Below are 15,573 nucleotides of genomic sequence, written 5' to 3' on the forward strand. Positions count from 1 at the left end.
CGTGCCTCTACGGCCCGCTTTCTACGGGCGTAGAAGGCTCTGACGTCCCGTCGAAGGAGCAGCTCATGGCCAATGTCGTACGTGCCGCACTGGTCCAGGCCACCTGGACCGGTGACACCGCGTCCATGGTGGCGAAACACGAGGAGCACGCCAGGGAGGCGGCCAGACGGGGCGCCAAGATCATCGGTTTCCAGGAGGTCTTCAACGCGCCGTACTTCTGCCAGGTCCAGGAGCCCGAGCACTACCGCTGGGCCGAGCCGGTGCCGGACGGGCCGACGGTGAACCGGATGCGGGAGCTGGCGCGCGAGACCGGCATGGTGATCGTCGTCCCCGTCTTCGAGGTCGAGCAGAGCGGTTTCTACTACAACACCGCCGCCGTCATCGACGCCGACGGCAGCTACCTCGGCAAATATCGGAAACATCACATCCCGCAGGTCAAGGGGTTCTGGGAGAAGTACTACTTCAAGCCCGGCAACCTCGGCTGGCCCGTCTTCGACACAGCCGTCGGAAAGGTCGGCGTATACATCTGCTACGACCGCCACTTCCCCGAAGGCTGGCGCCAACTCGGGCTGAACGGCGCCCAGTTGGTCTACAACCCGTCGGCCACCTCACGCGGCCTCTCCGCCCACCTCTGGCAGCTGGAACAGCCCGCGGCGGCCGTCGCGAACGAGTACTTCGTGGCCGCCATCAACCGGGTCGGCCGCGAGGAGTACGGGGACGACGACTTCTACGGCACGTCTTACTTCGTCGATCCACGGGGACAGTTCGTGGGAGAGACCGCCGGCGACAAGGACGAGGAACTCGTCGTGCGCGACCTCGACTTCGACCTGATCGAGGACGTACGGCAGCAGTGGGCCTTCTACCGCGACCGCCGTCCCGACGCCTACGAAGGACTGGTGAAGCCGTGAGCGACCTGTACGCCCGCCACCGGGCCGTCCTGCCGGACTGGCTCGCGCTGTACTACGAGGAGCCGCTCGAGCTCACCCACGGGGAGGGCCGGCACGTCTGGGGCGCCGACGGCACCCGCTACCTCGACTTCTTCGGCGGCATCCTCACCACCATGACCGCGCACGCCCTGCCCGAGGTCACCAAGGCGGTCGCCGAACAGGCCGGCCGACTCATCCACTCCTCCACCCTGTACCTCAACCGCCCGATGGTCGAACTCGCCGAGCGCATCGCCCAGTTGAGCGGCATCCCGGACGCCCGCGTCTTCTTCACCAGCTCCGGCACCGAGGCCAACGACACCGCCCTGCTGCTCGCCACCGCCTACCGCCGCAGCAACACGGTCCTCGCGATGCGCAACAGCTACCACGGCCGCTCCTTCAGCACCGTCGGCATCACCGGCAACCGGGGCTGGTCCCCGACCTCCCTCTCCCCGCTCCAGACCCTGTACGTCCACGGCGGCGTCCGCACCCGGGGCCCCTACGCCCACCTCGACGACGACGCCTTCACCGCCGCCTGCGTCGACGACCTCAAAGACCTCCTCGGCCACACCCGCCCGCCCGCCGCGCTGATCGCCGAGCCGATCCAGGGCGTCGGCGGCTTCACCTCCCCGCCCGACGGCCTGTACGCCGCCTTCCGCGAGGTCCTGCGCGAGCGCGGCGTCCTGTGGATCGCCGACGAGGTGCAGACCGGCTGGGGCCGCACCGGCGACCACTTCTGGGGCTGGCAGGCACACGCCCGCAGCGGCCCGCCCGACCTCGTCACCTTCGCCAAGGGCATCGGCAACGGCATGTCCATCGGCGGCGTCATCGCCCGCGCCGAGATCATGAACTGCCTGGACTCCAACAGCATCTCGACGTTCGGCGGCACCCAGGTCACCATGGCCGCCGGGCTCGCCAACCTCACCTACCTGCTGGAACACGACCTCCAGGGCAACGCCCGGCGCGTCGGCGGACTGCTCACCGAACGGCTGCGGGCCGTCGGCGAACAGGACCCCGGAGTGCGGGAGGTGCGCGGGCGGGGCCTGATGATCGGGATCGAGCTGGTCAGGCCCGGCACCGACGAGGCCGACCCCGACCGGGCGGCGGCCGTCCTGGAGGCGGCGCGCGCGGGCGGGCTGCTGATCGGCAAGGGCGGCGGACACGCCACCAGCGCGCTGCGGATCGCACCGCCGCTGTCGCTGACCGTCGCGGAGGCCGAGGAAGGCGCCGCGATCTTGGAGAGCGCGCTCAGGAGTACGCGGTCACCGGAAACGGACGGCTCAGGAGCACGCGGTCACGCACGCTTCGGAGCACGCGGTAACGAACGCTAGGTAAGAGGTACGTCACATGACCACCACCTTGGAGCCCCTGGGCGGAATCGAGCCCCTGGAACCCGCTCTGTCGGTCCGTCAGGTCCTGTGCCTGGAACGGGTGTTGGCGGGCGAGCCCGAGGTGGTGGCCGGCGCCGGCGCGCTCGACCGGCCGGTGCGCTGGGTGCACGTCGCCGAGGCACCGGACGTCGGCGTCATGCTCACCGGCGGCGAAATGGTCCTCACCACCGGGGTGTTGCTCGCCGGCGACGACGACGCACAGGCCGAGTACATCCACTCCCTGTACCGCGCGGAGGCGGCGGCCGTCGTCCTCGGCCTCGGCCGCGCCTTCCCCGCCCCGCCGGACGCGATGCGCCGCGCCGCCGAACGCTGCGGACTGCCCCTCGTCGTCCTCCACCGCCCCTTCCCCTTCGCCGAGTTGACCGAAGAGGTGCAATCCCGCCTGGTCCGGCGCAAGTTCGCCGCCGTCAGCCTCTCGGAGTCGGTGCGCACCGCCCTCACCGCGCTCATCACCTCCGGCGCCCCCCTCGGCCGGCTCCTCGACAAGATCGCCCAGTACAGCGGCTGCCCGGTCGTCGTCACCAACCTCGCCCACCGCGTCCTCGCCACCGCGGGCGAGCGCTCCGCCGTCGACGACGTGCTGCGCGACTGGGAGCGCATCGCCCGGCAGGCCGGTGGCAGAGAGGGCGACGGCTGGGTCCGCGCCGAACTCGGCGGCCGGGGCGAACGCTGGGGCCAGATCGTGCTGTGCGGCTACCGGGGCAGCACCGCGGGCGGACGGCTCCTCGCCGACCGGGCCGCCGAGGCCCTCGTCCTGCACCGCATGCTCGGCACCGGCGCCACCTGGGAGGAGCAGTCCGCGCAGAGCCTGCTCACCGACCTCGTCTCCGGCGTCGTACCCGCCCGCCAGCTGCTGCCCCGGGCGCGGGCCGCCGGGCTGCCCGTCAACCGGCGGACCTTCGTGCCGCTCGCCGTGCGCGGCCGCGGGCCCGGTGAACTGGAGCGCACGCTACGGCTGTTGGGGCTGCCCGGGCTGGTCGCCGAACTCGCCGACGGGGTCACCGCCGTCCTCCTCAGCCTCGCCCGCGACCAGGACGCCGACGCCCTCGCCGAACACTTCGCCGCCCGCCTCGAAGCGGCGGTCGTCGCCTGCGCCGGACCCCGCACCGACTGGGACGACGTCCCCGCCGGACTGCGCGAGGCACGGCACGTCGCCGACGCCGTCGCCGACTCCGCCGGCGCCCTCGACCTCCCGGCCGTCGTCCGGCTGCGCGACGTCCATCTGCGGGGTCTCGTACGGCTGTTGCGCGACGACCCGCACGTACAGGCCTTCGCCGAACGGGAATTGGACGGGCTGCTCGGCGCCGGGGACGACGACCTGCTCGCCGTGCTGCGCACCTACCTCGCCACCGGGCGCAACAAGTCCCGCACCGCCCAGCTCCACCACGTCTCCCGGCCCGCCCTCTACCGCCGCCTCGAAGCGATACAGGCCCGCCTCGGCGTCGACCTCGACGACTTCGAACAGGCCGCCTCCGTGCACATCGCGCTCCTCGCGCACGACACACAGCAGCACTGACGCCACAAGGCGCGCGCAACAGCTCCGAAACACGGCACTACCTGGGAAAACGGCGGTGAAACATGGGCCGACGGACGCGTGACAGCGTGGCACGCGGCGCGCCCGCAGGCGTGACACGCTGCATCTCAAACCCGGCCGCGCGGCTTCCTAAGCTCCTGGGGCGGGCGTCAGAAGTTCCGTCTGCCCCGCGCCCGCCCTCCGGGCGGACGACGGCACTTCTGACGCCCGCCCCAGCACACCGAGCGACCGGAGGTCCCGATGAGCAGAGTGATCCGTGCCGCGATCTTCCAGACCGCCTGGACAGGCGACAAGGAGTCGATGATCCAGGTGCACGAGCAGGCGGTACGCGACGCCGCCGCCCAGGGCGCCCAAGTCCTGTGCTTCCAGGAGCTGTTCTACGGGCCGTACTTCTGCCAGGTCCAGGACCCGGCGTTCTACGAGTACGCCGAGAGCATCCCCGACGGACCGATCGTCAAGCGCTTCCAGGCACTTGCCAAGGAACACGGCATCGTCCTCGTCCTGCCGATGTACGAGGAGGAACAGCCCGGCGTCCTCTACAACACCGCCGCCGTCATCGACGCCGACGGCTCCTACCTGGGCAAGTACCGCAAGCACCACATCCCCCAAGTCAAGGGATTCTGGGAGAAGTTCTACTTCCGCCCCGGCAACGCGGGCTGGCCGATCTTCGACACCAAGGCCGGCAAGATCGGCGTCTACATCTGCTACGACCGCCACTTCCCCGAAGGCTGGCGGGCGTTGGGCCTCGCGGGCGCCGAGATCGTCTTCAACCCCTCGGCCACCTCCCGCGGACTCTCCTCCTACCTCTGGCAGTTGGAGCAGCCCGCGGCAGCCGCCGCCAACGAGTACTTCGTCGGCGCGATCAACCGCGTCGGCGTGGAGGAGCTCGGCGACAACGACTTCTACGGCACGTCGTACTTCGTCGACCCCGAGGCCCAGTTCGTCGGCGAGGTCGCCAGCGACAAGGAGAGCGAACTCGTCGTACGCGACCTCGACCTCGCCAAGCTGCGCGAGGTGCGCGACCGCTGGCAGTTCTACCGCGACCGGCGCACCGACGCGTACGGGCCGCTGACGGCTCCCTGAGGCGGGGCCCGCGCGGGTCCGGCGCCGAGGAGTCCGGGCCCGTGCGGGTGAATCCCGGCACCGGGTGAACTCCGGTAACCCCCTTCATTGTTGACAGGAGTCAGGGAGCAATGAGCAGTCGTACCGTCATCCGCGGCGGACTCGTCGTCACCGCGTCCGACGAGATCCACGCCGACGTCCTGATCGAGGACGGCCGCATCGCCGCCCTCGCCGCCTCCGGCACCGCCACCGCCGAGAGCTTCAGCGCGGACCGCGTCCTCGACGCCACCGGGAAGTACGTCATCCCCGGCGGCGTCGACGGCCACACGCACATGGAGATGCCGTTCGGCGGCACCACCGCTGCCGACACCTTCGAGACCGGCACCCGGGCCGCCGCCTGGGGCGGTACGACCACCATCGTCGACTTCGCCATCCAGAACGTCGGTGGCACCCTGCGCGAAGGGCTCGACGCCTGGCACGCCAAGGCCGAGGGCAAGTGCGCCATCGACTACGCCTTCCACATGATCGTCTCCGACGTCAACGACGGGACGCTCAAGGAGATGGACCTCCTCGTCGAGGAAGGCGTCACCTCCTTCAAGCAGTTCATGGCCTACCCCGGCGTCTTCTACAGCGACGACGGCCAGATCCTGCGCGCCATGCAGCGCTCCGCCGACAACGGCGGACTCATCATGATGCACGCCGAGAACGGCATCGCCATCGACGTACTCGTCGAACAGGCCCTCGCCCGCGGCGAACGCGACCCCCGCTACCACGGCGAGGTCCGCAAGGCCCTCCTGGAGGCCGAGGCCACCCACCGCGCGATCCGGCTCGCACAGGTCGCGGGCGCGCCCCTGTACGTCGTGCACGTCTCGGCCATGGAGGCAGTGGCCGAGCTGGCACGCGCCCGCGACGAAGGGCTCAACGTCTTCGGCGAGACCTGCCCGCAGTACCTGTTCCTGTCCACGGACAACCTCGCCGAACCGGACTTCGAGGGCGCAAAGTACGTGTGCAGCACGCCACTTCGGCCGCGAGAGCACCAGGCGAAGCTGTGGCAGGGGCTGCGCACCAACGACCTCCAGGTCGTCTCCACCGACCACTGCCCCTTCTGCTTCACGGGTCAAAAGGAGCTGGGGCGCGGGGACTTCTCCAAGATCCCCAACGGGCTTCCCGGCGTCGAGAACCGAATGGACCTCCTCCACCAGGGAGTTGTCGAGGGCCGCATCTCCCGCCGCCGCTGGATCGAGATCGCCTGCGCCACCCCGGCCCGCATGTTCGGCCTCTACCCGAAGAAGGGCACCATCGCCCCCGGCGCCGACGCCGACGTCGTCATCTACGACCCGCACGCCGAACAGACCATCTCCGCCGGCACCCACCACATGAACGTCGACTACTCGGCCTACGAAGGAAAGCGGATCACCGGACGCGTCGAGACGGTGCTCTCGCGCGGCGAACTCGTCATCACCGAGCGGGAGTACACCGGAAACGCCGGACACGGCGTCTACACCCCGCGCTCCACCTGTCAGTACCTCATCTAGGAGTGGCGCCCATGGACTTCGGACTTGTCCTCCAGACCGACCCGCCCGCCTCCAAGGTCATCGACCTGATGAAGCGGGCCGAAGCGAACGGCTTCACCTACGGCTGGACCTTCGACTCCGCCGTACTGTGGCAGGAACCGTTCGTGATCTACAGTCAGATCCTGTCCCAGACCAGCAAGTTGACGGTCGGCCCGATGGTCACCAACCCCGGCACCCGCACCTGGGAGGTCACCGCCTCCACCTTCGCCACCCTCAACGACATGTTCGGCAACCGCACCGTCTGCGGCATCGGCCGCGGCGACTCCGCGATGCGCGTCGCGGGCCGCACCCCCAACACCCTCGCCCGGATCAGCGAGGCCATGAAGGTCATCCGCGCCCTCGGCTCGGGCCACGAGGCCGACCTCGGCGGCGGCGCCGTCGTCAAGTTCCCCTGGATCAAGGACGACGCCCAACTCCCCGTCTGGATGGCCGCGTACGGGCCCAAGGCGCTGAAGATGACCGGCGAGGAAGCCGACGGATTCATCCTCCAGCTCGCCGACCTCTACCTCACCGAATACATGGTGAAAGCCGTCAAGGACGCCGCCGTCGCCGCCGGCCGCGACCCCGACGACGTCAAGATCTGCGTCGCCGCCCCCGCCTACGTCACCGCCGACGACTCACCCGAAGCCCTCGCCCACGCCCGCGAACAGTGCCGCTGGTTCGGCGGCATGGTCGGCAACCACGTCGCCGACCTCGTCGCCAAGTACGGCGAACACTCCGCCCAAGTCCCCGAAGAACTCACCGAATACATCAAGTCCCGCCAGAGCTACGACTATTCGCACCACGGCCGCAGCGGCAACCCCGACACCCAGTTCGTCCCCGACGAGATCGTCGACCGCTTCTGCCTCATCGGCCCCGTCGAACGGCATATCGAAAAGCTCAACGCCCTCCGGGCGCTGGGCGTCGACCAGTTCGCCGTCTACGACATGCACGACGCCCGGGAAACCGTCATCGACGCCTACGGCACCCAGGTCATCCCCGCCGTCAACGGCTAGCGGAACCTGGCCAGTTGGTCCATTGGTCGCCCCCTCCCGAGCCCGGTCCGGGAGGGGGTCAGGGCGCACCCCACGCGCGTCCCCCCGCACGCGCCGCCCGCACGGCCCTTCCCCGCCCCGCCTCCCCGAACGGCCTCGCCCATGACCGACACCGCCTCCACGGCCCCCGCCGGACCCCCGCCCCACCAAGTCACCCTCCCCGACGGCCGGGTCGAACTCGACCCCGCCGCACCCCCGCCCAGCGGCCCCTACGCCAACGAGGACCTGCTCCCCGTCCCCATCGCCAAACGCACCTGGACCACCTACAACTTCTCCGCCCTCTGGGTCGGCATGGCCCACAACACCGCCTCCTGGACGCTCGCCTCAGGACTCATCGCCGTCGGCATGGACTGGAAGCAGGCGGTGTTCACCATCGCCCTCGCCAACGTCATCGTCCTCGTACCCATGCTCCTCACCGGCCACGCCGGACCCAAGTACGGCATCCCCTTCCCCGTCTTCGCCCGCGCCTCCTTCGGCGTCCGCGGCGCCAACCTCCCCGCCGTCGTACGGGCGTTGGTCGCCTGCGGCTGGTTCGGCATCCAGACCTGGATCGGCGGCGAGGCCATCTTCTTCCTCGCCGGGAAACTCATCGGCAGCGGCTGGGCCGACGCAGGGAAGATCGGCGGCTACGCCTGGACCATGTGGCTGTCGTTCGCCATCTTCTGGGCCATCCAAGTCGCCATCATCTACCGGGGGATGGAGACCATCCGCCGGTTCGAGAACTGGGCCGCGCCCTTCGTCATCGTTGGCGCCGTCGTTATGCTCATCTGGATGAGCAACAAGGCAGGCGGATTCGGCCCGTTGCTCGACCAGCCCTCCAAACTCGGCTGGGGCGGCGACTTCTGGAAACTCTTCTGGCCCTCCCTCATGGGCATGATCGGCTTCTGGTCCACCCTCTCCCTGAACATCCCCGACTTCACCCGCTACGGCAGATCCCAGAAGGCCCAGACCCGCGGCCAGGCCTTCGGACTGCCCACCACCATGACCCTCTTCGCCCTGCTGTCCGTCCTCGTCACCTCCGGCTCGCAGGCCGTCTACGGCGAGACCATCTGGGACCCGGTCCAGCTCGCCGCCAAGACCGACAACGTCGTAGGACTCCTCTTCGCCCTCGTCACCGTCCTCGTCGCGACCCTCTCCGTCAACATCGCCGCCAACCTCGTCTCCCCGGCGTTCGACTTCTCCAACATCGCCCCCCGCAAGATCAGCTTCCGCGCCGGCGCCCTCGCGACCTGCGTCCTCGGCGTCCTGATCTTCCCCTGGAAGCTCTACTCCGACCCCCAGGGCTACATCTTCACCTGGCTCGGCCTCGTCGGCGGCCTCCTCGGCACCGTCGCCGGCATCCTCATCGCCGACTACTGGATCCTGCGCCGCGGCCGCCTCGACCTCACCGACCTCTACCGCCGCGAAGGCCGCTACTGGTACGACCGCGGCTGGAACTGGCGCGCCGTCGTCGCCTTCCTCGCGGGCGGCGTCCTCGCCGTCGGCGGCGCCAGCTTCAAACCGATCATCGACGGCCGCCCCATCCCCGCCCTGCAATCCCTCGCCGACTACGGCTGGGCGGTCGGACTCGGCACCTCGATGCTGCTCTACCTCGCCCTGATGACCCTCGCGAAGCCGAAGGAAGCACCCCAGGAGGCCTGACGACGGGAGCGGGGCCGGCGGTTCATCCCCGCCGGCCCCGCTGTCCTGCGTACGACGGCCTCAGCCCGCCGCGGAGTCCGAACTCGGGCTCGCCGCAGCGGAGTTGTCGGATCCACCGCCTTGCAGCGCGGCCATCGCCTCTTTCGCCGCCTTGATCGCGCCCTTGTTGATCGTGTCCGTGTCCGGCGCCTTCTTCGTCTCGAAGTCGCTGCCGTTGTACGTGATCACGACCAGCGCGTTCCCGGCCCGCGCGAACACCACGCCCTCACGTGTCTGCTGCTTGTCCTCCGTGGTCAGATTGACGACCGAATACCCCTCGTCCCCCAGCCCCGGCACCGCCCCGCCCCCACTCTTGTCCGCCACCCGCGCCTTGTACGACGTCCGCGCCGCCTCGTCGGAGTCCATGATCTCGAACGACACGTCGAGCCAGCGGTAGTCGTACCCCTTCAGCGCGTTCCACGAGCAGGTACGGCGGATCTTCGTGTCCGTCGACGGAATCTCCTTGCCGGCCGCCTTCGCCCCCGGCACCAGCGAGCCCAGCGTCCCCGCGGACACACTCCCGCACGGCGCCGGCGCCGCCGAATACTCCTTCGCCGCAGCCGCCGCACTCGGCGACGTGCCGTCCGCCGACTCGGATCTGGTCTGCTGGGTGTCCTTCGCCGCGGAATCCTCCGGAGTGGCAGGGGAGGAGGTCAGCATCCAGCCCGCACAGGCGAGCACGGCCACCGGGGAGATACGGGCGGTGAGAGCGAGCGGCAGGGGAAGAGAACGCACAGGCGCACTTCTTTTGGGGGGAAGGGTGCGGAGAGGAGTCCGCACTGCGGACAACGGGACGCCAGTTTCACACGACTCCCTGTGGGGCGGAAGTGTGAACTCGCTGAGTGGCTGTGTGGTGACGGGGGATGGGGTTTGGCGGGGGTGGGGCGGGTGGGGTGACTGCGCAGTCATGTCAGCGCAGTCATGACTACGTAGACATGGCAGCGTAGTCATGTCAGCGCAGTCATGTCAGCGCAGTCATGTTTACGCAGTCATGTCTGCGCAGTCACACCGCCCCCCACCCCCCGCCTACTGCGTCGGCAGTACCACCGACGCCGTCCGAAGGGCTGACGACGATGTCGGTGCCGGGGTCTAGGGTGCGGGCATGGACGGGCGACGAGTCTTGCGCAGGGAACTCGCCGACGCTGCCTTCGCGGTCGCGCGGGCAGGGTGTCCGGGGTTTGTGGCGGTCGGGGTCGCGGTGTTCCTGGCCGGGTGGGCGACGGGCCGTCCCGGTACGGCGCTGCTGCTGGCGGGCTGGTTCCTGGGGGCGCTGGCAGCAGGGATCGCCGTCCGTGAGCGGCGGGAGTGTGTGCGGCAGGCGGAGCGGCGGGTGCTGGCGGAGGAACGGGCGCGCGAGGAGGCGTCGTTGCGCCGGGCGGGTGAGGAACGGCTGCGGGTCGCGCGGGAGTTGCACGAGTCACTGACCCACAGCGTCTCCGTCGTCCGGCTCCAGGCGGGTGTCGCGGCGCATCTCGCCCGCAAGCGGGGCGAGGAGGTGCCGCCCGCCCTGTTGGCCATCGAGGAGGCCGGCGGTGACGCCCTGCGCGCGTTGCGCGCCACGCTGGGGGAGCTGCGGGCCGACGAGCCCGCGAGCCCGCCCACGCTGCTCCTCGAACGCGCCCGCGCGGCCGGGCTCGCCGCCAGCCTGACCGTCACCGGCGAGGAACGCCCCCTCGCCCCGGCCGTCGAGCGCGCCGTCCGCCGCATCGTCCAGGAGGCCCTCGCCAACGCCGCCCGGCACGCGGCGGGCGCCAGGGTGGACGTACGGCTGGACTACGGCGCCGACGCACTGGCGATCCGTGTGGACGACGACGGTCTCGCCGACCCCGCGCGCCCGCCCCGGCCGGGCGGCGGGCTCACCGGGATGCGTGAGCGGGCGGCGGCCCTGTGCGGCACTTTGCACGCGGCCCCGCGCGCGGGAGGCGGCTTCTCGGTGTGGGCCGAACTTCCCTTGGAGGAGGGGGCGTTCGCCCGCGCGGAGTCGGCTCGACCTGTGTGCCCCTGGCCCGCCGCACCCCGGTCATATGATGATCGGCGGACCATGAGGCGCGCGAACTAGCGAGGTGCGAGATGCAGTTCACCACCCGTCCGACGCTCCAAGGCACCTTCGGCATGGTGTCCTCCACGCACTGGCTGGCCTCCCAATCGGCGATGGCCGTCCTGGAGGACGGCGGCAACGCCTACGACGCGGCCGTGGCGGGCGCCTTCGTGCTGCACGTCGTCGAACCGCACCTCAACGGGCCCGCGGGCGAGGTCCCCGTCCTGCTGGCCCCGGCCGGCGGCGAGGTGCGGGTCCTGTGCGGCCAGGGTGTGGCCCCGGCGGGCGCCACGGTCGCGCACTACAAGGAGCTCGGCCTGAGCCTCGTCCCCGGAACGGGCCCCCTCGCGGCGGCCGTCCCGGGCGCGTTCGACGCCTGGATGCTCCTCCTCAAGGACTACGGCACCAAGTCCCTGGCGGACGTCCTGAAGTACGCCATCGGGTACGCCGAGGACGGGCACGCGCCTGTGGAGAACGTCGGTAACGCCGTCGAGTCCGTGCGGGAGCTCTTCGAGACGGAGTGGACGTCCTCGGCGGACGTCTACCTCCCCGGCGGCCACCCGCCCCGCCCCGGCGAGCTGCTGCGCAACCCCGCCCTGGCCGCGACCTGGCGCCGCCTCCTGGACGAGGTCGCGTCGACAGTCGGCCGGGAGGCCCAGATCGACGCCGCGCGCGAGGTGTGGCGCTCCGGCTTCATCGCCGAGGCCCTCGTACGGCAGTCCGCCCGCCCCACCATGGACACCAGCGGCGAGCGCCACACCGGCACCCTCACGGCCGCCGACCTGGCCTCCTGGTCGGCGACCTACGAGGCCCCGGTGTCGTACGACTGGAACGGCTGGACCGTCTGCAAGGCGGGCCCCTGGAGCCAGGGTCCCGCCTTCCTCCAGCAGCTCGCCCTGCTGCCGCCGGAGCTGCCCGAGTACGGGTCCGCCGAGTACGTCCATCTGCTGGTCGAGGGCTGCAAGCTCGCCATGGCCGACCGTGAGGCCTGGTACGGCGACGCGGCCGACGTGCCCCTGGGGGAGCTGCTGTCGGACGCGTACAACGCCGAGCGACGCGCCCTGGTGGGCGACAAGGCGTCGTACGACCTCAGGCCGGGCGCCCCTGGCGGGCGGGAGCCGCGGATCAGTGAGCACGCGCGCGTGGTCGTCGACGAGGACCCTTCGTTCAACCCTCTGGGTGTGGGGGAGCCGACGGTCGGCTCGGACGGGTTCACCCGGGGTGACACCTGCCATCTGGACGTCGTCGACCGCTGGGGCAACATGATCGCGGCCACCCCCAGTGGCGGCTGGCTCCAGTCGAACCCGGTCGTGCCCGAGCTGGGCTTCCCCCTGGGCACCCGGCTCCAGATGGCCTGGCTGGAGGAGGGCCTGCCGAACTCGCTGACGCCCGGGCGCCGCCCCCGTACGACCCTCACCCCGTCGATCGCCCTCAAGGACGGCGTCCCTGTGCTGGCCTTCGGCACCCCGGGAGGCGACCAGCAGGACCAGTGGCAGGTGCACTTCTTCCTCGCCGTCGCCCTGCGCGCGCACGCGCGGGGCGGACTCGACCTCCAGGGCGCCGTCGACGCGCCCAACTGGCACAACGACTCCTTCCCCAGCTCGTTCTACCCGCGCGGGACGCGGCCCGGCAGTGTCACCGTCGAGTCCCGGATGCCCGCCGAGGCCGTCGAGGAGCTGCGCCGGCGCGGCCATGACGTCACCCTCGGCGGCCCCTGGTCGGAGGGGCGGCTGTGCGCGGTCGCGCGCGACCCGAGGACCGGGGTGCTGTCGGCGGCGGCCAACCCGCGCGGGATGCAGGGCTACGCCGTCGGACGCTGATCCAGGTCACGGCGGCCCCGGCTCTTCATCCGCATTCCACCCGTGATGCACCGGCCGGGCGTGGATTGTCAGTGGGGCGTGCTCTCATGGACACATGATCGAAGACATGGAAACCATCGAGGAGTTTCTCGCCGGGCACGCGTCCGACGTCGAGGAAGCGGTCCGCAAGGCCGCCGCGACCGAGATCATGCCCCGCTTCCGCAGCCTCGGGGCCGACGACGTGGACCAGAAGGCGGGGCCGCACGACCTGGTGACGGACGCCGACCGCCTCGCCGAGCGCTACCTCACCGAGACCCTGGGCGCGCTGCTGCCCGGCTCGGTCGTCGTCGGCGAGGAAGCGGTCCACGCCGACCCGGCGGTGTACGACGCGATACAGGGCGACGCCTTCGTGTGGATCGTCGACCCGGTCGACGGCACCCGCCAGTTCGTCCACGGCGACGACGGCTTCTGCACGCTGGTGGCGCTCGCCCGGCGCGGCACCCTCCTCGCGTCCTGGACCTACGCCCCCGCCCGCGACCAGCTCGCCACGGCCGTACGCGGGCGCGGGGCCCACCTGAACGGCGTGCCGCTGCGCGCGGGCAGCCCGGCGCCCGGCAGCGACCTCAGGGTGGCCTGCTCCCACCCCGACTACACGACCGACGAGCAGAAGGCCGCCCTGCGCGCCCTGTGGACCGACGGCGTCGCCCCGCGCGCGTGTGGTTCCGCGGGCCTGGAGTACCTCGCCCTCGCGCGCGGGGAGTCCGACGCCACCGCCTTCTCCTGGGAGGCCGCCTGGGACCACGCGGCGGGCATCCTCCTCGTCGAGGAGGCGGGCGGCGCCCACCTGACCCTCACCGGCGAGCCCTTCCGTATCACCGGGGGCAACGCACTGCCGTTCACGGCCGCGCGGGACGCGGAGACGGCCCGGCGGGTGATCGGGTACCTGACAGGGGAAGGCGCGTAGCACCTCCCGACGCCCGGCCCCCGGTCCCGAGCCCCCGCCTCACCCCGCCCCCACGGCACTGTCACACCCCCGTCATATCCTGGCCTCAGGTGGCCGTCCGGCTGACGATAGGGGTCCGAAGTGGCGTCGATGTTCGATGCGGTGGTGGTGGGGGCAGGGCCCAACGGGCTGACCGCCGCTGTGGAGTTGGCGCGCCGGGGGTTCTCCGTCGGGCTGTTCGAGGCTAAGAGCGCGGTGGGGGGCGGCGCGCGCACGGAGGAGCTGACGCTGCCGGGGTTCCTGCACGACCCGTGCTCGGCCGCCCACCCCCTCGGCGTCAACTCGCCCGCCTTCCGCGCCCTCCCGCTGGACCGCTACGGCCTGGAGTGGCTGCACTCCGAGCTCCCCATGGCGCACCCCTTCCCGGACGGCTCGGCGGCCGTCCTCGCGCGCTCGGTGGCCGAGACGGCCGCCTCCTTCGGCCCGCGCGACGCGGGCGCCTACCGCCGCCTCGTGGAGCCGTTCCTGCCCCGCTGGGACGCCCTGGTGCGCGACTTCATGTCCCTGCCGCTGACCGCGCTGCCCCGCGACCCGGTCACCCTGGCCCGCTTCGGCCTGGCCGGACTGCCCCCGTCGGCCTGGCTGACCCGCCGCTTCCGCGACGAACCCGCGAAGACCCTCTTCGCCGGCCTCGTGGCCCACGTCATGGCCCCGCTGACCGGCTTCGCCACCGGTGCGATCGGCCTGGTCTTCGCGCTCGCCGCGCACGCGCGCGGGTGGCCCGTCGCACGCGGCGGCTCCCAGGCGATCTCCGACGCCCTCGCCGCCTACCTCAAGGACCTCGGCGGCGAGATCCACACCGACTACGAGGTCAAGCGGCTCGACGACCTCCCGCCCGCGCGCGCGTACGTCTTCGACACCTCCCCGACCGCCCTCGCGCGGATCGCCGGATTCGGCGGCTACTACGACAACTACCGTTACGGCCCCGGGGTGTTCAAGGTCGACTACGCGCTCGACGGCCCGGTCCCCTGGACCGCGCCCGAGGCCCGCACGGCGACGACCGTGCAGATCGGCGCCGACAGCAAGGAGATCGGCACCGCCCTGCGCGCGGTCTCCCGCGAGAACCGCGCCCCCGACAAGCCCTTCATGATCACCGTCCAGCCCAGCATCGTCGACCCCTCCCGCGCGCCCGAGGGCAAGCAGGTCTTCTGGGCGTACGGCCACGTCCCCAGCGGCTGGACCGGCGACCTCACGGACGTCCTCGAACGCCAACTGGAGCGCTTCGCCCCGGGGTTCCGCGACCGCGTCCTCGCCCGCGCGACCTTCGGCCCGCCCCAGCTCGCCGTCCGCAACGCCAACTACGTCGGCGGCGACATCGGCACCGGCGCGGTCTCCGGCCTCCAGGTCCTGCTGCGCCCCAAGCTGACGCTCTCCCCGTACACCACACCGCACCCGGCGGTCTTCATCTGCTCCTCGGCCACCCCGCCCGGCCCGGGCGTCCACGGCATGTCGGGGCACAACGCGGCGAAGGCCGTCTGGCGCCGCCTCAGACAACAGGGCTGACCCGTGCGGGAGTTGGCACACCCCACGCACCG

Annotated in this window: 11 protein-coding genes and 1 pseudogene; 11 read left to right on the forward strand and 1 reads right to left on the reverse strand. The window is 71.3% G+C overall.

All coding sequences use genetic code 11. The features are described from left to right. Positions 1-65 precede the first annotated feature (65 nt). The 7 genes and pseudogenes from ACYUD3_RS02615 to ACYUD3_RS02645 all read left to right on the forward strand — a co-directional run bounded on the left by ACYUD3_RS02615 (position 66) and on the right by ACYUD3_RS02645 (position 9,159). Complete coding sequence (locus ACYUD3_RS02615; RefSeq protein WP_470962779.1) at positions 66-908, forward strand: nitrilase-related carbon-nitrogen hydrolase; 843 nt, start codon at positions 66-68, stop codon at positions 906-908. Beyond that, a pseudogene (locus tag ACYUD3_RS02620) lies at positions 905-2,179 on the forward strand (aspartate aminotransferase family protein); the annotation flags it as partial. The gene ACYUD3_RS02615 and the pseudogene ACYUD3_RS02620, both read left to right, overlap by 4 nt. A gap of 91 nt (positions 2,180-2,270) precedes the next feature. After that, on the forward strand, positions 2,271-3,830 hold the full coding sequence (locus ACYUD3_RS02625; RefSeq protein ID WP_470962782.1) for a PucR family transcriptional regulator: 1,560 nt from the start codon (positions 2,271-2,273) through the stop codon (positions 3,828-3,830). A gap of 258 nt (positions 3,831-4,088) precedes the next feature. Beyond that, positions 4,089-4,931, forward strand: a complete 843-nt coding sequence (locus ACYUD3_RS02630; protein WP_470962785.1) for a nitrilase-related carbon-nitrogen hydrolase — start codon at positions 4,089-4,091, stop codon at positions 4,929-4,931. A gap of 110 nt (positions 4,932-5,041) precedes the next feature. Further along, positions 5,042-6,445: a dihydropyrimidinase gene (gene hydA, locus ACYUD3_RS02635; protein WP_470962788.1), complete on the forward strand. Its 1,404-nt coding sequence runs from the start codon at positions 5,042-5,044 to the stop codon at positions 6,443-6,445. A gap of 11 nt (positions 6,446-6,456) precedes the next feature. Further along, positions 6,457-7,479, forward strand: a complete 1,023-nt coding sequence (locus tag ACYUD3_RS02640) for a TIGR03842 family LLM class F420-dependent oxidoreductase (RefSeq protein ID WP_470962792.1) — start codon at positions 6,457-6,459, stop codon at positions 7,477-7,479. 141 nt (positions 7,480-7,620) lie between these two features. Next, on the forward strand, positions 7,621-9,159 hold the full coding sequence (locus ACYUD3_RS02645) for an NCS1 family nucleobase:cation symporter-1 (protein WP_470962795.1): 1,539 nt from the start codon (positions 7,621-7,623) through the stop codon (positions 9,157-9,159). 60 nt (positions 9,160-9,219) lie between these two features. Here the strand turns inward: ACYUD3_RS02645 and ACYUD3_RS02650 are convergent, their stop codons facing one another. Further along, positions 9,220-9,933, reverse strand: coding sequence for a hypothetical protein (locus tag ACYUD3_RS02650; RefSeq protein WP_470962799.1), 714 nt, complete (start codon positions 9,931-9,933; stop codon positions 9,220-9,222). A 367-nt stretch (positions 9,934-10,300) separates the two neighbouring features. On the opposite strand from ACYUD3_RS02650, the gene ACYUD3_RS02655 reads away from it, so the two are divergent. The 4 genes from ACYUD3_RS02655 (at position 10,301) to ACYUD3_RS02670 (ending at position 15,541) form a co-directional block, all read left to right on the forward strand. Next, positions 10,301-11,257, forward strand: a complete 957-nt coding sequence (locus tag ACYUD3_RS02655; RefSeq protein WP_470962802.1) for a sensor histidine kinase — start codon at positions 10,301-10,303, stop codon at positions 11,255-11,257. 11 nt (positions 11,258-11,268) lie between these two features. Next, on the forward strand, positions 11,269-13,056 hold the full coding sequence (locus ACYUD3_RS02660; protein WP_470962805.1) for a gamma-glutamyltransferase family protein: 1,788 nt from the start codon (positions 11,269-11,271) through the stop codon (positions 13,054-13,056). Positions 13,057-13,150: 94 nt separating this feature from the next. Continuing rightward, entirely contained in the window at positions 13,151-13,999 is an 849-nt protein-coding gene (locus ACYUD3_RS02665; RefSeq protein WP_470962808.1) for an inositol monophosphatase family protein, read from the forward strand. A 129-nt stretch (positions 14,000-14,128) separates the two neighbouring features. Continuing rightward, complete coding sequence (locus ACYUD3_RS02670; RefSeq protein ID WP_470963914.1) at positions 14,129-15,541, forward strand: phytoene desaturase family protein; 1,413 nt, start codon at positions 14,129-14,131, stop codon at positions 15,539-15,541. Positions 15,542-15,573 lie beyond the last annotated feature (32 nt).

It is taken from the genome of Streptomyces sp. AMJ-169 (assembly GCF_055597585.1).

Excerpts from the sequence above, each read along its gene's own strand:
- ACYUD3_RS02660 (WP_470962805.1), top strand. The coding sequence starts at position 11,269 with ATGCAGTTCACCACCCGTCCGACGCTCCAAGGCACCTTCGGCATGGTG.
- ACYUD3_RS02630 (WP_470962785.1), top strand. The coding sequence starts at position 4,089 with ATGAGCAGAGTGATCCGTGCCGCGATCTTCCAGACCGCCTGGACAGGC.
- ACYUD3_RS02625 (WP_470962782.1), top strand. The coding sequence starts at position 2,271 with ATGACCACCACCTTGGAGCCCCTGGGCGGAATCGAGCCCCTGGAACCC.
- ACYUD3_RS02645 (WP_470962795.1), top strand. The coding sequence starts at position 7,621 with ATGACCGACACCGCCTCCACGGCCCCCGCCGGACCCCCGCCCCACCAA.
- ACYUD3_RS02670 (WP_470963914.1), top strand. The coding sequence starts at position 14,129 with ATGTTCGATGCGGTGGTGGTGGGGGCAGGGCCCAACGGGCTGACCGCC.
- hydA (WP_470962788.1), top strand. The coding sequence starts at position 5,042 with ATGAGCAGTCGTACCGTCATCCGCGGCGGACTCGTCGTCACCGCGTCC.
- ACYUD3_RS02665 (WP_470962808.1), top strand. The coding sequence starts at position 13,151 with ATGATCGAAGACATGGAAACCATCGAGGAGTTTCTCGCCGGGCACGCG.
- ACYUD3_RS02640 (WP_470962792.1), top strand. The coding sequence starts at position 6,457 with ATGGACTTCGGACTTGTCCTCCAGACCGACCCGCCCGCCTCCAAGGTC.
- ACYUD3_RS02615 (WP_470962779.1), top strand. The coding sequence starts at position 66 with ATGGCCAATGTCGTACGTGCCGCACTGGTCCAGGCCACCTGGACCGGT.
- ACYUD3_RS02655 (WP_470962802.1), top strand. The coding sequence starts at position 10,301 with ATGGACGGGCGACGAGTCTTGCGCAGGGAACTCGCCGACGCTGCCTTC.